At 40.4% G+C, this 22,879-nt stretch carries 19 protein-coding genes; 13 read left to right on the top strand and 6 right to left on the bottom strand.

Annotated elements, in window-relative coordinates; translation table 11 throughout:
• The first annotated feature begins 81 nt into the window (after positions 1 to 81).
• From BM375_RS00215 to BM375_RS00195, 5 genes are all read left to right on the top strand, one after another.
• Positions 82 to 1,770 carry a tetratricopeptide repeat-containing sensor histidine kinase gene (locus BM375_RS00215; RefSeq protein ID WP_139227461.1) on the top strand — a complete coding sequence of 563 codons (1,689 nt, stop codon included), beginning with the start codon at positions 82 to 84 and terminating at the stop codon, positions 1,768 to 1,770.
• A 13-nt stretch (positions 1,771 to 1,783) separates the two neighbouring features.
• Positions 1,784 to 2,449, top strand: coding sequence for a response regulator (locus BM375_RS00210; RefSeq protein ID WP_093363164.1), 666 nt, complete (start codon positions 1,784 to 1,786; stop codon positions 2,447 to 2,449).
• Between the two features lie 10 nt (positions 2,450 to 2,459).
• Positions 2,460 to 3,044, top strand: coding sequence for a thermonuclease family protein (locus tag BM375_RS00205; RefSeq protein WP_093363541.1), 585 nt, complete (start codon positions 2,460 to 2,462; stop codon positions 3,042 to 3,044).
• Between the two features lie 183 nt (positions 3,045 to 3,227).
• Positions 3,228 to 3,989 carry a DUF805 domain-containing protein gene (locus BM375_RS00200; RefSeq protein WP_317614810.1) on the top strand — a complete coding sequence of 254 codons (762 nt, stop codon included), beginning with the start codon at positions 3,228 to 3,230 and terminating at the stop codon, positions 3,987 to 3,989.
• A gap of 1 nt (position 3,990) precedes the next feature.
• Positions 3,991 to 4,746 carry a hypothetical protein gene (locus tag BM375_RS00195; protein WP_093363163.1) on the top strand — a complete coding sequence of 252 codons (756 nt, stop codon included), beginning with the start codon at positions 3,991 to 3,993 and terminating at the stop codon, positions 4,744 to 4,746.
• A 672-nt stretch (positions 4,747 to 5,418) separates the two neighbouring features.
• On the opposite strand, the gene BM375_RS00190 is transcribed toward BM375_RS00195, so the two are convergent.
• Positions 5,419 to 6,348 (bottom strand): alpha/beta fold hydrolase, encoded by a 930-nt coding sequence (locus BM375_RS00190; RefSeq protein ID WP_093363162.1) that lies wholly within the window; start codon positions 6,346 to 6,348, stop codon positions 5,419 to 5,421.
• Positions 6,349 to 7,109: 761 nt separating this feature from the next.
• Positions 7,110 to 8,237, bottom strand: a complete 1,128-nt coding sequence (locus tag BM375_RS00185; RefSeq protein WP_093363161.1) for a Gfo/Idh/MocA family protein — start codon at positions 8,235 to 8,237, stop codon at positions 7,110 to 7,112.
• A gap of 159 nt (positions 8,238 to 8,396) precedes the next feature.
• On the opposite strand from BM375_RS00185, the gene BM375_RS00180 reads away from it, so the two are divergent.
• Complete coding sequence (locus tag BM375_RS00180; protein WP_244525775.1) at positions 8,397 to 9,254, top strand: bestrophin family protein; 858 nt, start codon at positions 8,397 to 8,399, stop codon at positions 9,252 to 9,254.
• Positions 9,255 to 9,582: 328 nt separating this feature from the next.
• Here the strand turns inward: BM375_RS00180 and BM375_RS00175 are convergent, their stop codons facing one another.
• Together BM375_RS00175 and BM375_RS00170 are read right to left on the bottom strand one after the other, a co-directional pair.
• On the bottom strand, positions 9,583 to 9,819 hold the full coding sequence (locus BM375_RS00175) for a hypothetical protein (RefSeq protein WP_093363159.1): 237 nt from the start codon (positions 9,817 to 9,819) through the stop codon (positions 9,583 to 9,585).
• A 5-nt stretch (positions 9,820 to 9,824) separates the two neighbouring features.
• Positions 9,825 to 10,676, bottom strand: a complete 852-nt coding sequence (locus tag BM375_RS00170) for a universal stress protein (RefSeq protein ID WP_093363158.1) — start codon at positions 10,674 to 10,676, stop codon at positions 9,825 to 9,827.
• Positions 10,677 to 10,827: 151 nt separating this feature from the next.
• On the opposite strand from BM375_RS00170, the gene BM375_RS00165 reads away from it, so the two are divergent.
• Together BM375_RS00165 and BM375_RS00160 are read left to right on the top strand one after the other, a co-directional pair.
• Positions 10,828 to 11,643: a glycoside hydrolase family 16 protein gene (locus BM375_RS00165; protein ID WP_093363157.1), complete on the top strand. Its 816-nt coding sequence runs from the start codon at positions 10,828 to 10,830 to the stop codon at positions 11,641 to 11,643.
• Positions 11,643 to 13,868: an alpha-L-fucosidase gene (locus BM375_RS00160; RefSeq protein WP_093363156.1), complete on the top strand. Its 2,226-nt coding sequence runs from the start codon at positions 11,643 to 11,645 to the stop codon at positions 13,866 to 13,868. The genes BM375_RS00165 and BM375_RS00160 overlap by 1 nt, the downstream gene beginning before the upstream one ends.
• Positions 13,869 to 13,922: 54 nt before the next feature.
• Here BM375_RS00160 and BM375_RS00155 read toward each other — a convergent pair whose 3' ends face one another.
• Both BM375_RS00155 and BM375_RS00150 read right to left on the bottom strand, forming a co-directional pair.
• Positions 13,923 to 15,188, bottom strand: a complete 1,266-nt coding sequence (locus BM375_RS00155) for a hypothetical protein (protein WP_093363155.1) — start codon at positions 15,186 to 15,188, stop codon at positions 13,923 to 13,925.
• Between the two features lie 23 nt (positions 15,189 to 15,211).
• Positions 15,212 to 17,599: a TonB-dependent receptor plug domain-containing protein gene (locus tag BM375_RS00150; RefSeq protein WP_170852541.1), complete on the bottom strand. Its 2,388-nt coding sequence runs from the start codon at positions 17,597 to 17,599 to the stop codon at positions 15,212 to 15,214.
• Between the two features lie 168 nt (positions 17,600 to 17,767).
• Between BM375_RS00150 and BM375_RS00145 the strand changes: the two genes are divergently transcribed.
• From BM375_RS00145 to BM375_RS00125, 5 genes are all read left to right on the top strand, one after another.
• On the top strand, positions 17,768 to 18,904 hold the full coding sequence (locus BM375_RS00145; protein ID WP_093363153.1) for an alpha/beta hydrolase: 1,137 nt from the start codon (positions 17,768 to 17,770) through the stop codon (positions 18,902 to 18,904).
• Positions 18,905 to 18,942: 38 nt separating this feature from the next.
• Positions 18,943 to 19,989 carry a YncE family protein gene (locus tag BM375_RS00140; RefSeq protein WP_093363152.1) on the top strand — a complete coding sequence of 349 codons (1,047 nt, stop codon included), beginning with the start codon at positions 18,943 to 18,945 and terminating at the stop codon, positions 19,987 to 19,989.
• 213 nt (positions 19,990 to 20,202) lie between these two features.
• Complete coding sequence (locus BM375_RS00135) at positions 20,203 to 21,168, top strand: ABC transporter permease (protein WP_244525774.1); 966 nt, start codon at positions 20,203 to 20,205, stop codon at positions 21,166 to 21,168.
• A complete protein-coding gene (locus tag BM375_RS00130) occupies positions 21,165 to 22,118 on the top strand; it encodes an iron chelate uptake ABC transporter family permease subunit (RefSeq protein WP_093363151.1) in 954 nt (317 codons plus the stop codon). Before BM375_RS00135 ends, BM375_RS00130 begins: the two co-directional genes overlap by 4 nt.
• Complete coding sequence (locus BM375_RS00125) at positions 22,091 to 22,873, top strand: iron ABC transporter ATP-binding protein (RefSeq protein WP_093363150.1); 783 nt, start codon at positions 22,091 to 22,093, stop codon at positions 22,871 to 22,873. The genes BM375_RS00130 and BM375_RS00125 overlap by 28 nt, the downstream gene beginning before the upstream one ends.
• The last annotated feature ends 6 nt before the right edge of the window (positions 22,874 to 22,879 follow it).

The raw sequence follows: 22,879 nt of genomic DNA, 5'->3' as shown, positions 1-22,879 counted from the left end.
AAAGGCGACATGTGTCGCCTTTTTTTTAAATAAAACTTTTGTTTAGCATATTTTTCTTTACTTTGGAAAAAGTAGCCTTTATTGAAAAAGCAAATAATATATCTCCTTCTTTTTTGTTTAATTTCTTGTGTAAGGGAGAATTATAAACAAGTAATATATATAGACAATCCATATTATGATTCCGCATACTCTTATTTGGATAGGGGAATTTCAGATAGCGCATTTCTCGCTTTTAGCCAAGCAAAGGATTTATTTATTGAAGCAGGAGATAGTTTAAATACGGCAAACTGTTTAATTAACATGGCGATTACGCAAAAAGAGCAGGGAGACTATTATGGCGCACAAGAGACTTCCTTACAAGCATCAACCTATCTTGATGAGAGTAACCCTGAACATCGTATTTATCTCAGCTCTAATTATAATAATCTTGCTTCAGCAACAGATTTCTTAAAGGATTATAAAAATGCTATCTCTTTCTATAATTCTGCAATTATGTTTTCTAATGATACGATTTTAACCCATATTTATAAAAATAATATAGCAATAGCTTATCAGAATATAGGGCAATACGATAAGGCATTAGATATTCTATATGAGCTTAACATACAAACGACTAATAAAAAATCGATGGAATATGCTCGTGTATTATCTAATTTTGCTAGATTCAAGTGGCATAAAAATAAAGATTATAATCCAATCGCTGAGTTTATAGCAGCTTTAAAAATTCGTGAATATGAGAAAGACCTTTGGGGGCAGAATGCGAGTTTTTCTCATTTAGCTGATTACTATATAACGCAAAAAAAAGATTCCGCATTGTTCTACGCAGAAAGGATGTATGAGGTAGCTGAACGATTACAAAGCCCAACCGATAGGTTGAAAGCATTACATAAACTCATAGAACTTAGCCCTGAAAATTCCGCTAAAGCTTATTTTAGAATCTATCAACAACTGAGTGATAGCGTTCAACTTGCACGTGCGGCGGCCAAAAATCAATTTGCGCTTATCCGTTACGAGGTTGAAAAAAATAAGGCAGACAACCTACTGCTGCAAAAGGATAATGCAGAAAAAACATATAAACTCACACGACAGCGAGTTATAACAGGAGGTGTTACTATTCTTTTTGTTGTATTTACAGTAACTGGGACATTTTATTACAAAAAACGAAAACAGCGACTTGAACTTGAAGCAGAGAATCAAATCAAAGCCAATAAGTTAGAAACTTCTAAAAAAGTACACGACGTGGTTGCTAATGGCCTTTACCGTGTCATGAAAGAAATCGAGTATAAGCAGGTTATTGATCGAGAATATACACTTGATAAGTTGGAGGAGATGTACAACAAGTCTCGAGATATATCATATGAGAGCGAAGAAGGAGTAAAAACTGATCAACCTTACTATGAGCGCTTAAACCAGCTTCTCAAATCGTTTTCTAACGACGGTCGTGAGATCTTCATCATTGGTAATGAAGCTGAACTATGGAAGTCTATAGGCGAGCAAAGTAAAGAACATATCCGACAGGTGGTGCAAGAATTAATGGTGAATATGGATAAACACAGTCAAGCGGAGAATGTCGTTATTCGTTTTGAGAAGAAAGGCGATCACTTAAGTATAAATTACAGTGACGACGGTATTGGTATAAAAAAAGATACCCCTCACGGTAATGGATTGACAAATACGGTTTCCCGTATTAAAAGTTTAAGTGGCAAAATTATCTTTGTCGATGAAATGGTAAAGGGACTTAAAATAAAGATCACGATTCCATTTCTTTAAAAGAGGATAATGTATGTTTAAGAAAATACTCATTGCTGAAGATCACCAAAGTTCTAATATTTCAGTGCAAAAAACACTTCATGATTTAGATATCAAGAACGCAGATTATGTATATTACTGCGATCACGCTTTGACATGGCTAAAGAATGCTATTCGCGCTCAGGATCCTTATGAAGTATTGATTACGGACCTCAGTTTCGAGGAAGATAATAATACACAAATAATTTTAAACGGAACAGATCTCATCAAAGAAGCCCGAGCTATCCAACCTGATCTAAAGGTGATTGTATTTTCGGTCGAGAGTCGTTCAAGTGTTATCGATGATTTATTTAAGGTGCATGCAATTGACGGATATGTTCGCAAGGCAAGACATGATGCTGATCACCTCAAAGAAGCTTTACAAGCAGTATATAAAAATAAATATTATTTACCGGACGATATGAAACAATCGATACGGAATAAAAACGCATATGAGTTTACCACAGTAGATATTGCAATAGTGTCCTTATTGTATCAGGGCGAACTCCAAAAAAATATTCCTGAATGTCTTAAACGCCGAAATATTAAACCATCTAGCTTGAGTAGTGTAGAGAAGAGACTTAACTTGATGAAAGAGGCATTTGGATTTACCAAGAACGAACAACTTGTCGTTTATTGCAAAGAAAAAGAACTTATTTAAAAATAACCCCATGGGCTCATTTGCGCGTATAATTCTGCTTGTTTTTATCTATTGTACTCCTGTTCTTATTTTTGCCGTCTCTTGTCAAAGCCAATCCGACTATGCGACAGGAACGAAGGGAGAGGTAAATTACCTTCTCTATGAAAATGAACCCTCCCGAACCGAAAAAGAAAGACGTTGGAAAGAAGGCTTTGCCTACGTAACAAAGGTAATCGATGGCGATACGTTTTGGGTGGATAACGGTACAGAATCTTTCAAAGTACGGTTCATCGGGATTGATGCTCCGGAAATCCGGAACTCTCGTTGGAAAGAGAAAGGGTACTACGCCCAAGAAGCTAAGGAGTATGTTAGATCGCAGACCGAGCATCAATGGGTACGTTTGGAGTTTGATGTGCAAGCTATGGACAAGTATAAACGTAAACTTGCTTACATCCATTTGGAGGATGGCACATTTTTAAATGCCTCTTTGGTAGAACAAGGTTATGCGGTGGTAGACACTTATCCACCGAATGTGAAATATGTAGAACTCTTTACTGATTTGCAAAAACAGGCTCGCGAGACGCAAAAGGGGCTGTGGGAAGAATTGTCCGAATAATATTTTCAATTATTAACTATAGTTAAAGACTGCCACAACCGGCGGTCTTTTTTATTTTCTGTACAAAATCATCGTTTTACGGGAAGCCGTAAAAACAAGATGTCTTAATGGGATAACTTTGTTATACCAAGTTCCTAATAGCTAATGAATAATATGCCATAGAATGTTAGAGAGCGTTAAAGGATGTTATTAAGCTATGAAGAAATGTATGTCATACATATTCATTTTAGGAATACAGAACAAATAGAAATAGGAAAAGTAAAACTAATTATTAAAATAGGTATGTTCAATAGACCATTTTCATTTAGAGGGAGGATAAGGCGATCAGAATATGGATTTAGTTTGATGATTTATTGGTTGATTTATATTGTTATTGTTGGTATTGCCGAATCATCCAAAGCATTTGATTTTATCGCAGTAGCCTTTATACCATTGATATGGTTTTTATTGGCTCAAGGAGCAAAGAGATGCCATGATTTGGGCCATAGTGGATGGTGGCAGATCATTCCGTTTTATATTTTTTGGATGTTATTCGAAGATGGTAAAAATGGAACAAATCACTATGGTGAAATACCCAAGACTATTCAGAAGAGCCAACAAAATCGTGTTGTACCGCCTTCTTCTGAAGATAATAATCTTTATCCGCCACCCATTCCAACGATCAATAAAACTGAAGTGGAAACCTCTATACAAGATGAATATATAGGTAGTACGAGCCTAACTGCTCAAAATGTAAACTATAGTAGTATTCAGGATATTATGAGGCGACTGCGAACAATAGAACGTGTTCATAAACTCAATTATGAATATATCGGCACAACAGGGAATATCATCATTGACCATAAGGGAAGCAGCCAAAAATTGTTGGAAGATCTGGATACCATTATGCCCAATATCCAAGTTTTGGAAGTTATAAACGGAAGTATTACAGTAAATTTAAAATGAAATGGCAAAAAAAGAATTAACTATATTTTTCAGTCTCTTGGTAACTTCCTTTTGCTTTGTTTTTCTCTCTCAGTCTTGTGGAGGAGATAATTTTTCGGTTTTCAACGGGAAAATGGAAAATTTTGGAAAAAGTGACGGAAAGATAATCGCAGAAGAGTGGGAAGAACTGAAAGATGAAATAAACCTGTATAATACGGACAGAAAATTTAGTCGGTTCTTTACGCAAGGGATATTGGATGAACAAAAATTAGAACAATATATTCTAAAATCAGGATTTATAATAGAAGAAGAGAAAGCCGATAATCTGAACCGAAAGGTTGTGAATATCTATATGGAAAACTCAGGCAGTATGTTTGGGTTTGTACAAGGAAATACCGAGTTAAAAAATGCAATGACAAGAGTCATCGTAGAATTAAAATCCAACGGTTATAAAGAAGAAAATATCCATTTTTATTTTGTAAATAAAAAAATCAAACCAAGAAAAGTTGAAGGTAGTATCGAAGATTATCCTATGATTTTATCTGGGAATACTATTGGAGATCCAGATTCAGGAGATAGTAATATTAACGAAATATTCCAACAAATCTTGGGCAGGACATCTCCAGACACACTATCGGTTCTGTTTTCGGACTGTATATATTCAGTACATAAAGACAATTTATTTTCTTATTATGAACTCATAAAATATTTGGGTAATAAAAAAGCCGCAGAGATAGCCGAGGTACTAAAGTTTTGTCGAATGTCAGTAAATCAATGAGCGAAAGCAATTCCCCAGTGATTTTGTTCGAAAGATTAATGCGGTCGGTATGCATAGCCGATAATTAACAATTTGTTCGACTTATCTTTGGTAAAAGCATGGGCTATTGTTCGGAGCTTCGTTTGGATTCCTTCGGGACTTCTTCGAGTCTTGTTCGACTGGGCTTCGACAGTTGTTCGACTATTCTTCGACTCGCAGTCGAAGAATAGTCGAACAACTGTCGAAGAATTCCCGAACCTGTCTCGAACCTGTCCCGAAGCAGAGTCGAAGGCAACTCGAAGAAGACTAAGAGAATAGTCGAAGAAATGGATTGTTCAATGTTGGATATGTAAAGTATGAAAAGGCTTTCAGCCCTATAACGACACACGCCCAACCTAAGGATGGCACAAGAACGACACAAGAAACACCCAATAACGAGACAATAAATGCCTAAAGATAGACTCAGTCTGACCTTGTCTAAGACCTTTCTAAGAACTGTCTGTATAAAAGAATCGCATAGCAAAAAGCCAACAACCACCCAACGGACAGACAGATGAAATATAGTATAGGTACGGTTGTTCTACTAAAAGGGGTATTAAAGAGTTATGATAAAATGAGAGTTGCTCAAAAGGCTACTAAGCCCATGTTCCTTAGTAATACGGCAATAGAACAATAGGAGATAGTGGCTAATACTTAAAACCGGGTAGTGGAATTTGGGGTTAGAAGCTCTTCCAACCATTGTGTAATATCTTGAAAAACGATAGTTCGGTTATCTTCATTAAGAATTTCATGGCGCATGTTTGGATAAAATTTTAGCGCTATATGTTGAAATCCATTTAGCCGTAATTTTCGTACGGTTTGTTCGACACCTTTACCAAAGTTTCCGATAGGGTCTTCTGTACCGCTAAGAAAGAGTATGGGAAAAGCCTTATCGATCTCTTTTGCCCAGTTGGGTTTGGTTGCTTTTACCTGCAGTGATATTAATCCGAAAAAGGCATTATTGCTGAAATCTACGCCACATAATGGATCATCTAAGAAAGTTTTCCTGTTCGCTTTACTAATACTTAACCAATTCGTACCGTCATTGGGTTTTTCGTGATTGAATCTTTGGTTATTTATGGATGAAAAAAGCTTGTTGAGCCATTTACTTCGTTTTGTAGGGGATAACATGTTGGCGATACGTAGGATAGGAAGAAAAAGATTTGCCATAATATTTAAGTCTCTGGTACCGATTAGAATTGCTCCACTAAAAATTGCAGAACTTTCTCCTAATAATAAACGGGCAATAAATGACCCCATGGAATGCCCTATCAATATCAAAGATACATGAGGAAAACGATTACGCATAAAATAAGCCATTTGTTTGGCTTCCGAAATGAGAAGCTTTTCAGGATGCTCCTTTTGAAAGAAACCCATTTGTGCATCATTTTTTGCAGTACGTCCATGCCCTGTATGATCATAGGTTATTACGGCGTAACCTAAATCTTTTAAATAATTTGCCAAACCAGCATATCGCCCACTATGTTCCTGCATACCATGCAATAGGAGAATGGCTGCTTTTATAGGGATTTCATGCGGTTCATATACCGTATAATGGATATGTTTCGGAGGTAAGTTTGCCATAATGAAAAGATAAATGTACGAAATCAAATTATCTCTTGAATATACTATAGCCCGTCTTCACAGGGTAAACCATTATAAATTGTTTTTAATGGGATTTGTGTTGAGGTGAAATGGAGGGTTTTATTAAACAGTTTTTGTCCTCTATGTCCCCGAATGCGTTCGGGACACAGCGGAAGGGCATGGTACTTTTTCCGCAAAAGTACCCAAACCGACCGAAGGGAGCTCATGAACACCAAAAATAAACAAGAGTTCATAAACTCGTCGCGGAAAAGCTTTGACCAGAAGGATGGTGCAAAAAATAGTCTTCTACATGGTCAAAACTTTTGATGCGACATTTGGTGTTAAGGAAAAGTTAGTGCGAGTAGGTTTGAGTACATACTGCAAAGGCGCGAAAGCGCTTCTCCGTCTCATCCCAGTGGCGGACAAACAAAGGAAATACCGAGGGAATCGTGGGTAGGAAAAGGCCTGGAAACTATTGTCCGAAGCAATCTAAAAAGCTTCGGACAGTGGTTTCAGCCTTAGAGGGATTTCCTTTGTGTGCGCTGGAACCGTGCGAAAGGCCACCTCGGATGGGACGAAGACTTTTGATTACTTTTGGTCTCAAAAGTAATGCCCTGTCCCGGCGAGGGACGGAAAGGCTGTGCGATGGGAAAAAATCGACACATTGCCGAAACAAAACCTCCATATATTTTAAATATAAAAATAAGATGCGTTTGCCCTGCTTGCCCTCAGTGATGAGAATGCTATTATATGAAGACTGATCAAAGCAATTTCAACTCCTGTTTTTGCCCTGTTGCGCAGGCTTGGTATATGGCCTCCATAATTTTTACATCCTTTAGCCCCTCTATACCGTCTACAGGTATTATAGGCTGCTTACCATCGAGAATGATCGCCGCCATTTCATCCATTTGTAGTGTTTGCTGAGCCCCGTGAGGCATACGAAGTTCGTTTTTATGTGTTCGTCCTTTAATAGGGCCATATCCATTGGCAGGATGCAATTCAGCAAAGCCCTTATCGCCACTAAGAAAAAAGCGGTCAAGATGGTCTATGTTATAACTGGAAAGACAGGAAGCCACTGCACCGCTTGGGAACCCTAGCTGAAATTGTATCGTTTCATCTACACCATCTTTGAATTTGATGGTATCCGTTTTGGTTTCCTGTGCCGTAACCCATATCGGTTCTTCACCCACCATATAGCGCGCACCGTTGACTGAATAAATACCAATATCCACTAGTGAACCTCCACCTGCTAAAGCTTTGTTAAGCCGCCATTGGCTCGGGTCACCAATGCGAAAACCGGATAATCCCTGAAAAAAAGTTATTTTACCCAACTCACCCTTATCCCGCATCTGTATGATCTCTAGTGTATTCGGTTCAAAATGCATGCGGTATCCTACCAATAATTTTACACCAGCCTGCGCACAAGCATCGATCATTTCCTGACCCTCTTTCACATCGAGAGCCATTGGTTTTTCACAGATTACATGTTTCCCTGCCTTAGCCGCTCTTATGGTATGTTCGTGGTGCAGAGCGTTCGGCGTGATGACATAAACGACGTCGATATTCGAATTGTCACGTATACTATCAAAGTTTTCATAGCTGTATCGGCTATCTTCCGGCACTTGATATTTCTCGCCCCACTGTTGTAGTTTGGCTGGTGTACCGCTAATCAATCCCGTTATCTTAGCACGCTTGCAGGATTGCATGGCTTCAGCGACCCGCGACGCGTAATCTCCGAGCCCCATAAGTGCAACTCGTAGTGTAGGACCTTGTTGATTGGCAGTAAGTACGCTTGTTTTGCCAGATGCTACTGACGAATACAAAAAAGGGATAGTAACTGAGGAGGCTAGCAACCTTTGTAGGAAATATCGACGTGAGTTTGTAGTCATAACGATGTTTTTTATTTAAAAGAACAAAAATTAGGGCATTTCGGTTTTTAGCTATTCTCCACATATTCAGTAAAAAAATAGCAGAAGTAAAAACACATCCAAAAAATCTTTGTTTGTAAGATTATGATATTGAACTCTTCTCGGATTCCCGTGCGTTACATGCTTAGTAAAGTAAAGCGGGAAGTAATTTTAGTTGCCATCGTAGGTCTTATTTTTAATGCCTTTACCTATTTTTTGGGTGATCGGCTACCGGATATGCCTTTAGGTGTACCTGCATTTTTGGGTACAGCTATATCCGTATTACTATCTTTTAAAATGAGCCAGTCGTATGAACGCTGGTGGGAAGCACGAAAAATCTGGGGTGCTATTGTCAATGATTCCCGTTCGCTTGTTATACAGCTCCAAAGTTACCTCGATGCGGGATATACTGACACTATCCGATATGTTGCTTATAAACAGATTGCGTGGTGCTATGCACTTGGCGATTCTCTACGGGGACTGAATCCACTCGCAAGACAACTTGATTTCACGTCCGAGGAACTCAAGAATCTCAGCCTTCATAAGAATGTACCGTTGGCCATTACCCAAATGCAGTCACAAAGGATCAATAAAGTGACGACTGAACAACCCATTCCGGAATTTTATCGTGTGCAATTGGATCAGACGCTGGTACGTCTTGTGGACTCCATGGGTAAAGCGGAACGTATAAACACCACCGTGTTCCCTGTAACATATCGTCTTTTTCTACACTTTGCAATCTATCTCTTCCTGATTACTTTGTCGATTGCTATACAGGATGTGCATGCTGTTTTCGAAATCCCGCTACTGGTACTTATCGCAGCCTTATTTTTTCTTGCTGATAAAACAGCTTATAACCTGCAAGACCCCTTTCGTAATCGTCCCAGTGATACACCTGTCACAGCTATAGCCCGTAATATTGAGATTAACATCAAACAATTGCTTGGCGAAGAAGAACTACCGGAACCGTTAAAGCCTAAGACTTTCTTTATTCTGTAGTTTAAAATTAGGTTTTAATTAATAATTCCATTTTGGCATAGATGTTGTTTATACTATTGTACATTCATAATTAGGTTTATAATTGGTTAGTTTTGATAAGACTTAAGTCTCCCCGGCTTAAGTCTTATTTGTTTATATTATTTTAAAGTTTTCTATTTAAACCTATAAGGTTTTCCTGATATGGAGGTGTTCGTGAGACCCTATTTTTCTCATGGATATATAAAAACCTTATAGGTTTTTAAAATAAAGGTTGTGGCTGTAAGCTATAAACCGTAGGCATCTGTATAATTATTTAAAGCTTAATGCCTACAGCCTATTGCTGTAAGCTTTACTTCAGCAACATAGCCTCTTTGTGTTGGAGCACCTGTTGGTAGGTAGGGCCTCCTTCTTGTAAGAGGGCTACATGGTGCGGAGGAGGTACCAAAATCTTATAGTTTTTTCCTTTTACCTCAATAAAGAATAAGGCTCCGTGTTCTTGCTGTTTATCGTCAATAAGTAAAGTATGCTTGGTAACTTTTTCAGTTCCAAGTTTGGCCTCCTGTACCAATTTAATGATCTGTTGCATCTTGATTAATTAAATTGCCCTTCGTTGAATACAATGGTTGCTGTATTGGTGTGTATTCTTAGACTACTGCTGATACTTGAGCGAAACAGGGAGTCCAAAAGATTGCGGTTCCGCCGAATCACACAAAGTAAGTCAACCCGATGTTCGGAAAGGTACTTGTTGAGTGTTTTGGCTACTGATTCTTCTAGATCAAGGAAAATGAATTCTAGATTTTCTTCACGATAGTTTTTACGCCATTTTTCTGCTATACCGATTACATCTGCGCTATTATCCTTGACCACGTGGATACATTTCACCTTAACACCAAATTTGAGTGCTATTTCCATGATTTCATGTAATGCAGCTTCGTCTTTTTCACGGAATAGGGTGGTGAAAGCTATCTCTTTAATTCCTTGGAATTTGGCTTCTTTCGGTACGGAAAGTACCGGAATCTTAACACCACGGATAACGCCCACTGTATTAGAACCGAAGAGCTTGTCGATAATACCTTCAGCTCTATTTGTACCCATAATGATTAGTTTGATGTCTTCCTTGTCAATCACTCGTTGTACATTCGAAACTACCGTTCCTTCCTGGAATAAAAAGGTCATGCCCACATCGGCTAATCCATGTTCACTTGCTAATTCACGCAATTTAGTAGAATGCCTTTTGAAGTTTTCAAACTGCTGTAATTCATAATTTTCATAAACCTCTGGGATAAGTTCCGGCTGCCCCGCATGATTGGCAGATAATACGGGTTGCATATAGGTGTTCAGGACATATAACTCGCCTTGCATCTCTTTAGCGAGGTTCAGGGCGTATAAAAAAGCATTGTTTGCGGCTTCTGAAAAATCGGTGGGGAATAATATCTTTCTCATGGCTATCGTATTTTTCTTTGAATTTACCCATAATCTGTTGCTTTTGCAAGCACTGTGACGTAAATCACTACTTAATAATATTCTTATTACACAATCGGTTGCTGTTACCTCAAGACTTGACCGAACAGGATAATATGCTAAAATTAGCTATATGAAAAAAATTGTAAACTTAAGTTATACACTTATTCTTATGGGAGGGATGCTTTGGTCTTCCTGTTCAACACCTTCGCAATTATCGAAAGGTAAACTTGTTTGGCAAGAGCATTTTAAGGAAAAGGGGAGCTTTAATCAGAAAAACTGGTCGAAAATACCTCGAGGGACATCCGATTGGAATAATTATATGAGTGATGAAGACACACTGTATGCGATGCGTGATGGTAAATTGATCCTGCGCGGCATGGCGAACACGCTCGCTCCACAGGATACCGCGCCTTTTCTTACAGGCGGAGTATATTCCAGGGACAAGGTCTTCTTTGGATTTGGGCGCTGGGAGATACGTGCCAAATTGCAGGATGCGAAAGGTGCTTGGCCGGCTTTCTGGTTATTGCCTCAGGATGGAAAATGGCCGGGAGGCGGCGAAGTGGATATCATGGAACGGTTAAATCACGATGATTTTGTATACCAGACCGTGCACAGCCATTATACCCACGTCCTTGGAATAAATGAACCTAAAAAAGGATCAACCGGAAAGATTGACCCGAACGGCTTTAACACCTACGCGGTCGAAATACATCCGGATAGCTTGGTTTTCTTTGTGAATGAGCAGAAAACCCATACGTACCCTCGAATAGAAACCGATAAAGAAGGGCAATTTCCTTTCAAAGATCATACGTTTTATCTGCTATTGGACATGCAATTGGGTGGGTCTTGGGCAGGAAAAGTGGAGGCAGAAGAATTGCCCATTGAAATGGAAATAGATTGGGTGAAATTTTATGGATTTGACCAGTATACAAAAGGAGGAAAATAATGAAATTGAAGACGTATTTTAGCTTTTTGACCTTGCCAGCAATGCTGTTCTGTGCTCAAGCACAAGATAGTGGAATAAACATTTCGAATACCATTAAGATAGACCCGACGGACAGTAAAGAAAAGATTATAGAGAAAGCTGCACATGTGGTTCCTACGGTTAATCAGTTGAAGGCTTTGCGCAATGAGTTTATTGCGTTTATCCATTTTGGCCCTAACACCTTTACCCGTATGGAATGGGGGAACGGTATGGAAGACCCTAAAATATTTGATCTTAAGGAACTTGATACAGATCAATGGTGCGAAGCATTGAAAGCTGCAGGGATGAAAATGGTTATCCTGACGGTAAAACATCACGATGGGTTCGTGCTGTGGCAGAGCCGTTACACGGACCATGGAGTCATGTCGACAGGTTTCAGGGGTGGAAAAGGTGATATCTTAAAAGACCTTTCCGCTTCTTGTCAAAAGTATGGACTCAAATTGGGGGTGTACCTATCTCCAGCGGATCTTTATCAGATTGAAAACCCGGAAGGGTTATATGGTAATTTGAGCAAATACACGAAGAGAACCATACCGAGCTTGGTAGGAGACAGACCATTTGCCAATAAGAAAACGTTCACTTTTGAGGTGGATGATTATAATGAATACTTTCTGAACCAGCTTTTTGAGATATTGACCGAGTATGGTCCGATACATGAAGTGTGGTTTGACGGTGCGCATCCTAAGCGTAAAGGAAACCAGCAATATAATTATGCGGCCTGGATGGAAGTTATCCGTATATTAGCACCTGAGGCGGTGGTTTTTGGCCGTGAAGATATACGTTGGTGCGGGAATGAGTCGGGGGCTACGCGACAAACGGAATGGAATGTATTGCCTTTTACGGATTCACTGAAGCGGATTGCTGTCGTTGATAGTGAGGAAAGTGATGATATCGGTAGTCGTAAAAACTTATATGGAGCTTCACTCTTGCATTACCAACAGGCAGAAACCAATACCTCTATACGTGAGGGATGGTTTTATCGGGACAACACCCATCAAAAGGTAAGAAGTGTGGACGATGTATTCGATATTTACGAACGGTCAGTAGGTGGAAATTCTACCTTCTTATTGAATATTCCGCCCAATAGGGAAGGCAGGTTCTCTGACGTAGATGTCAGCGTATTACAGGAGACAGGAAAGCGGATTGAAGAAACCTACGGACAGAATCTGCTAAAAGGCGCAAATACCGCAAAGGAGTTATTGGATAATAATGATGAAAGTTTTGTACTCTTAAACCAAGGAGAATCTTTAGTCATAGAAACCAAAAAACCGATAACGTTTAATAGATTGTTGCTGCAGGAGGCGGTCGCAACCCATAGTGAACGCATAGAAGCTCATGTTGTTGAGGCTTGGGTTGACGGTACTTGGAAACAGATTGCCAAAGCGACCAATATTGGTTATAAACGTATTCTTCGATTTCCTGAAGTGACGACAGATAAAATTCGATTGCGTATAACGCAGGCTCGCTTGCTATCAGCCCTCAGTACGGTATCAGCCCATTACTACCGTACAAGGCCTCCACAACTGCAGATTCAGCAAGATGTGGATGGCATGGTAACTATTGCACCATTGAAACAGGAGTTCAATTGGAAACCGCATGGTGAGAATGCTTCAGAAAACCTGAATTTGGGTTACACTGTGCATTACACGACGGATGGAACCATCCCGACAGTACAATCACCGCAATATAATGGCCCTTTTATACAAGCCCAGGCAAAAGTGAGTGCTGTTGCTGTTTTTAACGGTGAGATAGGAGCAGTATCCACCGAAACGGTTGGTATCCCTAAAAAAGACTGGAAAGCTGTGGATGCACGTGTTGGTAAAAGATATCCTGCAGAACAGGCTTTTGATGCCGATACGAAAACTTTCTTCCAAATAGCGGATAGTGAAACGCCACAAATGCTAACGATAGATTTGGGGAAAAATCATCAATTAGAGGGGATGATCTACACACCACAAACTTATTACAATGGTGGTATGATGGCAAAGGGATTCATCGAAGTTAGCAGAGATGGTAAAGTCTGGAAGAAAGCTTCTGATTTTGAGTTTGGGAATCTGGTGAATGATCCCTCAAAGAGAGAACATCGTTTCGCAAAGAAAATCGCTGCAAGGTATGTACGCATAACAGCAACGGAGGTGGCAGGGGAGAAGCCGCTATTAGCAATTGCTGAATTGGATTTGTTCTAAAAACGGAAAAAGCTTGGCGACTGCCAAGCTTTTTCCGTTTAATTATAATAGGAATTAATTCTCTACCGTAATTTTATATAAGCCCGATACCGAACCACCTGCTGTTACGTTGAACAATTCAGTCGCCTGCGTACCGTTCAGCTGATAATAACCGTTCTTGCTTCCATCTTTGGTGTTTACACGAAGTAATACTTTTCCATCGATCTCAATCGCACAGAATGCTGCGCCTGGGTTAGTCACCGCAGGGATTCCTGAAATCTTTGTACGTGCTTTGGAAGCAATGTCGATACTATAGAATTCCCAAATATCTTCAAAATTAATGTTTCCTACTCCTTCACCTCCTGGGATTAGAGCGGTGTTAGGAATAACTGTGATAATCTTTCCGTCTTTAGCAAATACCGAAACGAATTTACCACCTGTTTGAATATCATCCATATTCAGGCCCCAAGTTTTGTCAACATCTGTTTCATTGGCTTTGATACGGGAGATTTTAGATTTACCGCCAAGAGCACTTCTGCCTTGGGTAACAATGTATAAATCACCATTGGTGTCAAAATCGTACATGTGGTTGTCGTTGATATAGGCAATGGAACCTGTATCTTCGATTTTAATGGTCTTCTCGTATTTATTTGTCGCTATGTCAATAACAGCGATATACACGTCTTCATAAAAATCGTCCCAGAAACCTTTTTGTGGACCATCAGTCTTGGCATAAGTAATATTGGCATAGAGCTTACCACCTTTAACAGCAAGAAACTTTTGTCCGATAGAACGAAACTTAATATCTGCTTCGTTTTCACCACGTTCGTTAACAGCAGCTGTTAAGTCAATTTCGCCGGTTCTGCTCATGGCTGTTGGATTGAAAGTCTGGATAGCCAAAGGTTTCGCACCATCCCAATAGTAACCGGAGGTTTCATTCACAATAGCGAAGTTTCCGGAACCATTGGTCTTGTTATCTGCTGTGGCAATAAATTTATCACTACTTATTGTTCTGTCAGCATCTACTTTTAAGCGTTCAATACCTAAAGCGTTGGATTCCATACTGAACATCTTTAGCAACCAATTGCCGTAAGGACGCCAACCACCAAATCCCATACCTTGCTTACTTTGGCTACTATTGTTAACGATACTACCGGTAGGCAAGGCATCAAATGCGGTAGCGAATCCAGGTTTATTTAAGTTATTTTCGCTCATGGTGATCAATACATACTTGTCTGTCCCATGATTGCCAGGCCCCGGTGTATCATCATCCGAGCACCCTGTAAAAAGGGTTGCCATCGCCACGGCCAGTAATCCTGTTTTTAATGTTAATGATTTCATGATATTTATATTTATTTGACTATTTAAAGTTGATAACTCAATTTAAGATGAAAACTTCTGCCCGGACGTTGTACACGGTAATAATCGTACAAATCCTTGTCCAGAAGGTTACGTACTTCCGCACCTAGATGGATATGGCCAGTAGGTAATTTGTAGGTGAAGCCTGCATTCAGCAAATGCTGGTTAGGGATACGCAGGTTAGAATTGATATTCGCCTGTCCTGACAGCCCTAAGAAACCGCCCGGTTCTAATTCTTTCGGAATGGTTTCCAGATAGAATTCCCGCATGAAATTGTAATTGACGAAGGCCTTCAGATTATCATTGGTCGAGAAGACATTGTTATAATCAGATTGTATCCCGGCATTAGCAAAGAAATAAGGTGTATTGCGCAAGCGGGCATCGTTTTTCCAAAGATCTTGCGCATTGGTAATGCCGTGTAAACGTAAATTCTGCCATGTGGCATTAGCCATGGCTCTATAATGCTTCGCAAAACGGTAATTTATATCTAAATCGAAACCAAATCCTCGAACATTTTCTTGGTTTTGGTACTGTGCATTGGGCGCTTGGATAGGAACCAATAAGATCAGCCCTTTTGTATTCCGGTAGAAGGTGTTGGCTTCTACGGTCAACGACCCGGCAAAGGTCTGCTGATAACCTAAACTGGCGTTAAGGCTTTTCTCCGCTTCCAGTTCAAAGTTCGGTACCACAAAAATATTATTGCCAAAGAGTTCTTCTCTTTCCGGTAAACGATAGGTATATTCCAAAGAACCCCTTACAAAAGCCTGTGGTGTTATTCGATAGCGCAAGGCTTCCGCAATACCCCAGTAATTTCCAGATACGTTGCGTTTGTCAGCCTCGGTAATATTCGTGGAAAACCAAGTGTTTTGTATACCTGAAGCATTGTAACGGTAATACTTACCCATCAACTGGTTATGTAGCTTCTCTTCAAGCCAGTATTTATCCAAGGATACGCCGAATACCTGCTTTTGATAAGTAGATTGTAAAGAAAGTACATCAATATCTGTACCATCCAATCGAGGTCCGTATGGATCTTCACCGTCCCTTTGGGCATCGGTAAAGACATAGTTAAAATCCAATTTAGTGGTTGGGTTAATTTGATAACCGATGTTGGTTCGAAGAATCAACTGATTTTCATTGACGCGGGAGAGCGAAGGTAGACGGCTCTCACCACGTGTACTGTTTGGCGTAAATTCACCATACCAATCATACCTGCCCATCAAGGTGTCTATGCGACGGGTTTTCAGGTTATTGTATGAAGCAAATTGATCTACGGATAATTTTCCGTCCAGAAAGCTTTTCTTATAGCGCAGGCTCGGTACGACAGTTTGTTGTTTACCCATTGCTGCACCATAAGCATCGGTCATCAATGCCGGGTGCTGTTGTTCGCGTTCTAAAGCAAAGCCCGCCACACTCAGGCGCAGCTCATCCGCCCAGCTTCTGTTTTGAAGGGCAACAAATGCCTCTCCGTAAAAGTTTTCAAAGCCATTATGGAACATGCGCATGCGTTTATATTCCAGATTGGCGGTATTAGGATCGCGTACGCCAACTAAAGCCTTATAATCGTTGTCCGCATGGTTGAAGAATAACTCCGTTCCATATGCCCATTTTTGGTCGTTGCTCTCGCGTGATGCGACGACGCCTATACGATGCGTGTTAAATGAACCTATTTCATAGAAAGCGTTTAGCTGTGCACCTCTGCGTTTGGCAGGGACAAGGTTAACCGCGCCGCCTAAGGCGTCTGCACCTAAAGAAACCGGTAATACACCTTTGTACACTTCGATGCGTTCTAATACTTCTAAAGGAAGGCTGGCAATATTATAACCGTCGCCCATATAATCAATAGGAATGCCGTCTTTAAAGTACTTGATTGCTTTTCCCTGAAAACCGTTAATGGATATTTCCGGTCGACTGCCCAACCCACCATTTTGACGGATACGCACGCCGGTACTTCGGTTCATGAGGTCGGTAAGAGTAGTAGCCTGCGTGGAGACCGCGCGAGTATCGACCACAACGGCACGTATCGTCTGCTCGCGTACCTGTTGCGTCTCCGACTTGCCTGTCACACTGACTTCCTGGATTCTTTGCCCATTTGCTAATAAGCGGATTTCCAGTTTTAAATCGTCCTGTGCGGTTTTCAGAATGCTGTCCTGAAAAGTCTGATAGCCTATAGCTGATACCTGGATAGCATGTTTTCCTGCAGGAATGTTGTTGATGCTAAAAGCCCCATTGCTCAAAGACGATGTGCTTTGTGAACCGATTCTTACCGTAGCATCGGCCAAAGGCTGACCTTTTTCGGTGTAAATAGAACCATGGATACCGCCTACACTTTGCGCTTGTGCAAAGACAATGTTGAAAACTAAAAAGATAATACTGTATAATCTGTACTTCATGTACATGTTTTGCTTTAAATTTCCTGCAAATATAATGTAATTTAGATTAATTACAGATAAATGTTGCTTTTTGTTTAGAATCTATCTAAATTAGCTGCGTTTTTAATCAGCTATTGAGGCCATATTAAATTATCAATCTCAATAGATAAGCAATAAACAGAGAAGTTCATGTCAAAAGAAACGTTTACCGTAACCGTACATGTGCACAATAACAGCGAAAGCTTTATCGGTGAAACCTGTTATTTGGCAAGTAATGTGCATCGTTGGCAAGCGGACGGTTTACCAATAGGGGCAATTCCTACAGTAGGCGAAAATTTGCAGGTTACGTTAAATAATATTCCTGCAGGGGAGTTGGAGCTCAAATTAACACGTGGAAGTTGGGAGACCCTGCATTGTGGCCAGGACGGTCATTTGTTGCCTGCTCATGAAATAACCGTACAGCAGGATAGCGAAGTACATATGCATATCGATGCATGGCGCGATGAATTTTCAGCATCTACGGCAAGTCCACAGGTAAGCGTACTGGATGAGCGTTTTTATTTTCCGCGTTTGAATGTGTACCGGAAAATATGGTTGTACCTTCCGCAGGATTATTACACTTCAGGAAAACGTTATCCTGTCCTTTATATGCATGACGGACAGCATCTTTTTGACGAAGCTTTTGCCGTAGGGAGGTCCGGGCCGGTAGAATGGATGGTAGACGAGACTATTGATAGTTCCGCGCAGGCTTGTATCGTTATAGGGATTGAACATCCTACTGAATTTTCAGAGCGGGAAAAGCAATATATCGTACATCCGTATAAGGGTATAGAACAGTCATTAGGTTGGTCGTATCTACAGGATATTGTGGAAGTTGTTAAGGCCTATGTCGATAATAACTTTAGGACTCTTCAAGATCGAGAGCACACTGGAATGGTCGGTAGCTCATTGGGCGGTCTTTTAAGTTTATACGCCGGACTACAATACCCGGAGCACTTTGGTGTCTTAGGCGTGTTTTCGCCGTCGATCTGGGTCGGTAAGGACGAATTGCATCATTTCTTTGCACAGGCTGTGGAGAGGCATAGTCACTTGCTGAAACAACAACGATATTATTTCTATGCCGGAGAGAAGGAAATCAAACGGATGGGACAGGGCGAATATGCAAGTCTGTCAAAGGATATGCAGGAATTTATTCAATTCGCCGATTCAGCTGTTGCCTTGGATAAGGCTGTCGATATAGACCCGAAAGGAAAACACGGAGCATTTTACTGGCAGGGTGCTTTTAGGCGTTTTTACGCAGGATTACCCAAAGAATTTTTTAATTAATTATTTATATACACTTTAATACTTAACAACTATAGTTTATGATGACAACGAATAATTTTGCAGCAAAAAAGAGCAAATTCGCCTGGTTGCTTGCAGCGACCGGATTAGCGGTTATAGCAACGGTAAATGTTAACGCACAGACTGTGGATAAATCTTCACGTGCCGGCACTGGTGTGTACGAAGCAGTAATTAATCCGAACGACGGCCTTTTATATGTTACAGGTGCAGGTTCCAGAACAAATCCGGGCGGCGCTTTGTATAAAGTTGACCCGTCAAGCTTAGCGATTGTGGACAGCATCAGCCTGAAAGATAATCCACCATTCGGTATCGGTATCAATACCAAAACGCAGATAGCCTATACTACGAATACCCGTACCAATTCCGTAAGTGCAGTTGACCTGAAGACAGGTAAATTGTTAGCGACAGTCAACCACGGCGGTGAAAAATCGCACACACGCGAAGTGTTGGTTGATGAGGATAATAACCTGGTATATGTCAGTGATGTAGGTGATCCAAGCTCAATTTGGGTAATAGATGGTAAAACGAATACTTTCTCGCACTTGATTCCAAATACAGGAAAGACCACTACAGGTATGGCTTTCGTAGATTCAAAAGATAAAATCTATGTAACCAATATGGGTGAAAACGCGGTTGCAGTTATCAATACGAAGACAAAAGCGATCGAAAAATCGTTTCCTTCGGGCGGTGAAGCACCGGTGAATATTGTGAGTGATGGCAAGCGTCTGTTTGTAACCAACCAGAAATCAGGTACAGTAACTGTGCTGGATACAGAAGGTACAGTCTTGAAAAGCATTGAAACAGGTGCCGGTGCTATTGGTATAGCTTACGATCCTGTGAAAAACCGTCTTTATTCGGCGAACCGTCAAACTGGTACAACTACCGTTATTGATGCCAATACGTATGCTGTATTAGCCGATCTGCCTACAGGTTCGCACCCGAACCACGTGAAAGTGGATGCTAAAGGTGCTGCGTATGTCATCAATAAGACGAAAGGTGGACGTCCGGTTGAAGGACAGCCTGTTGTGGTAGATACCAATGGTGACACCGTAACAAAAATTAATTAATACCTTTGTGGTTCTTGGGGGTGTTTGGAAAAGACGCTCAAAACGTAAAAAAATGCGTCATTGCGCCGTGCCTCGCCTCTGGCGATGGAGGAGTGCAACGACGAAGCAATCTGCATTTTTATTGTCACGAGATTGCTTTGTCGTTATTCTTCCTCCGCGCAATGACGGTGACGATTTATTTTTCAAACACCCCCATTTTTATACACAAATAACTTGAAGATAAAGAACCAGCGTTTAGTCTATTATATTGTCTGTATAGCGTGTATCCTGCTTTTAGCATGGATTTCGTTGTTTACAGGGGTGAAGGATATTCGATTTACGGACTTATTGGGAGATGAGGATAAACTTATGGTATTTGTCATAAGCCGTATTCCCCGTACATTGGCTTTGATATTGGTTGGTGCAGGTCTGAGTATCTCCGGGTTTATTATGCAGCAGTTGTCGCAAAATCGTTTTGTCTCTCCAACTACCTCAGGAGGGCTTGAGGCAGCCAAGATGGGGATACTGTTTGCTTTTATCTTATTTCCCGAAGCCTCGTTGACCGTTCGAATGCTATCTGCCCTGGTATTTACTTTCTTCTGTGCGCTGCTGTTCATCTTCTTTGTCGAACAGGTGAAACATAAAAACACTGTCTTTATTCCTTTGGTCGGACTGATGTTCGGGAGTATATTAGCGTCCGTATCGACTTTTTTCGCTTTTAAGCATAATATTGTGCAGAACACACAGGAATGGCTCTTAGGAGACTTCTCTGCAGTGCTGCAAGGACAGTATGAAGCGATTTATATCATTCTGCCAGTCGTTGTTATTAGCTACATCTATGCAGAACGTTTTACTATTGCAGGTATGGGCGAGAGCTTTGCCAAAAATCTGGGATTATCCTACCACACGATTGTTTATATAGGTCTACTTTCGGTATCCTTAGTCGTGAGCGCTTCGGTAGTGACGGTTGGGGCTATCCCTTTTGTAGGGCTTATCATTCCTAACGTAGTAAGTATGTTAATTGGTGACAATCTCAGACGGGCTTTGCCTCTAACAGCCTTTATGGGAGCTGTATTATTATTGGTCTGCGATATTCTTGGCCGTTTATTGGTGTTCCCGTATGAAATTCCGATTGGTATGACCGTAGGAATAATCGGCGGGGTAACATTCTTTATCTTGATTTTAAAAAGAAGTAAATGAAGCAGCGGCAGAAGATTATAATAACATTAATTATTCTGGTCATTGCGGTAATCCTGTTCATTACCTATAACATGGGGAATAACATCGATTACGTGTTAAGCCGTCGTGGAATACGATTGGCTACCATGATTATCGTAGGCATCAGTGTGGCATTCTCATCGGTTATTTTTCAAACCATAACCAACAATCGGATACTTACCCCATCTATTATGGGCTATGAGTCTATCTTTATTCTTTTCCAGACGCTTATCGTTTATGTTTATGGTGATAAAGCCTTCAACGTTATTTCCCAGCAGGAAAACTTTTTCTATGCGGTATTATTGATGTTGTTTTTTTCGGTTTTTATGTACCTCTTAATCTTTGGTCGCCAGCGGAAAAATATCTTCTATCTTTTGCTGTTAGGAATGGTGATGGGAACCCTGTTTAATACACTAAGCCAGTTTATGCATGTGGTGATTGATCCGAACGAATTCTCCATCGTGCAGAATTTTATGTTCGTATCGTTCGCTAAGATGAATGTAAAATTGTTAGGGATTGCTTCCGGAACGCTACTTGTTGCTTTGGTGATTGCGATTCGTTACATCAAGTACTTAGATGTTATTGCTCTGGGGAAAGACCATGCAATTAATTTAGGATTGGATTATAATAAATTAATCCGCTTGTACATGCTGATTATTGCTTTGCTGGTGTCCGTTTCTACAGCGCTTGTCGGGCCAATCACATTTTTGGGAATCCTGGTGACTAATCTGACGTACGAACTATTTAAGGCTAAGAAGCATATACATATCGTATGGTTATGTAGCGCTGTATCCTGCATCTGTTTGATTGTAGGGCAGTTTTTTATAGAACATGTGCTTAGCTTTTCCACGACAGTCAGTATTGTTATTAACTTTATTGGCGGTGTATATTTTATGTATCTAATATGGAGAACCAGAAAGAAAATAAGTTAGTCTTTCAAGGTATTGTCAAGGAATACGGAAAGAAAAAAGTGGTTGATGGGCTGGATGGTGCGATAAAGGACAACGCCATTACTTCACTTATTGGTCCAAATGGGGCCGGAAAGAGTACTTTGCTTTCCATTCTCAGCCGTTTGTTAAAACAGGACGGAGGGGATGTCTTTTTTATGGAGCAGAAGCTACAAGACTATAAAAGTAGCGAATTGGCGAAAAAGCTTTCCATCCTTAAGCAGTCCAATCAGATGGATGTGAAGCTTACGGTTAGGGACTTGGTTGCTTTTGGACGTTTTCCATATAGTAAAGGAAGATTGACTGCAACAGATTGGCAGAAAGTAGAGGAAGCAATTGCATTCTCTGATTTACAGGATTTTGCCGATGCGTATATTGATGAGCTTAGCGGTGGACAACGTCAACGAGCCTTTATAGCCATGATTATTGCACAGGATACGGACTATATCCTTTTGGATGAACCGCTTAATAACCTGGATATGAAACACTCGGTACATGTCATGAAAACCCTGCGTCGGTTGGTCGACGAATTAGGAAAGACGGTTGTTATTGTCATCCATGAAATCAATTTTGCAGCGCAATATTCCGATTATATTATCGCCCTCAAGGATGGTAAAATATGTTACAACGATACCACACATCGGGTTATCAACCCACATATTTTACATGAAATCTTTGGGATAGCATTTGACATTATTGAAAAGAACGATAGAAAAATTTGTAATTACTTTAACCTTTAAAGAACA

This window comes from Sphingobacterium wenxiniae (assembly GCF_900116225.1).
Classification (GTDB): Bacteria; Bacteroidota; Bacteroidia; order Sphingobacteriales; family Sphingobacteriaceae; genus Sphingobacterium; species Sphingobacterium wenxiniae.
The sequence above is the reverse complement of the archived record's forward strand: the minus strand, read 5'-3'. Positions and strand labels throughout refer to the sequence as shown.

Coding starts and splice junctions, on each gene's coding strand:
- BM375_RS00160 (WP_093363156.1), top strand. CDS start 11,643: ATGAAATTGAAGACGTATTTTAGCTTTTTGACCTTGCCAGCAATGCTG.
- BM375_RS00210 (WP_093363164.1), top strand. CDS start 1,784: ATGTTTAAGAAAATACTCATTGCTGAAGATCACCAAAGTTCTAATATT.
- BM375_RS00140 (WP_093363152.1), top strand. CDS start 18,943: ATGATGACAACGAATAATTTTGCAGCAAAAAAGAGCAAATTCGCCTGG.
- BM375_RS00150 (WP_170852541.1), bottom strand. CDS start 17,599: ATGAAGTACAGATTATACAGTATTATCTTTTTAGTTTTCAACATTGTC.
- BM375_RS00145 (WP_093363153.1), top strand. CDS start 17,768: ATGTCAAAAGAAACGTTTACCGTAACCGTACATGTGCACAATAACAGC.
- BM375_RS00165 (WP_093363157.1), top strand. CDS start 10,828: ATGAAAAAAATTGTAAACTTAAGTTATACACTTATTCTTATGGGAGGG.
- BM375_RS00130 (WP_093363151.1), top strand. CDS start 21,165: ATGAAGCAGCGGCAGAAGATTATAATAACATTAATTATTCTGGTCATT.
- BM375_RS00200 (WP_317614810.1), top strand. CDS start 3,228: ATGTTATTAAGCTATGAAGAAATGTATGTCATACATATTCATTTTAGG.
- BM375_RS00175 (WP_093363159.1), bottom strand. CDS start 9,819: ATGCAACAGATCATTAAATTGGTACAGGAGGCCAAACTTGGAACTGAA.
- BM375_RS00190 (WP_093363162.1), bottom strand. CDS start 6,348: ATGGCAAACTTACCTCCGAAACATATCCATTATACGGTATATGAACCG.
- BM375_RS00155 (WP_093363155.1), bottom strand. CDS start 15,188: ATGAAATCATTAACATTAAAAACAGGATTACTGGCCGTGGCGATGGCA.
- BM375_RS00170 (WP_093363158.1), bottom strand. CDS start 10,676: ATGAGAAAGATATTATTCCCCACCGATTTTTCAGAAGCCGCAAACAAT.
- BM375_RS00185 (WP_093363161.1), bottom strand. CDS start 8,237: ATGACTACAAACTCACGTCGATATTTCCTACAAAGGTTGCTAGCCTCC.
- BM375_RS00125 (WP_093363150.1), top strand. CDS start 22,091: ATGGAGAACCAGAAAGAAAATAAGTTAGTCTTTCAAGGTATTGTCAAG.
- BM375_RS00205 (WP_093363541.1), top strand. CDS start 2,460: ATGGGCTCATTTGCGCGTATAATTCTGCTTGTTTTTATCTATTGTACT.
- BM375_RS00180 (WP_244525775.1), top strand. CDS start 8,397: ATGCTTAGTAAAGTAAAGCGGGAAGTAATTTTAGTTGCCATCGTAGGT.
- BM375_RS00195 (WP_093363163.1), top strand. CDS start 3,991: ATGGCAAAAAAAGAATTAACTATATTTTTCAGTCTCTTGGTAACTTCC.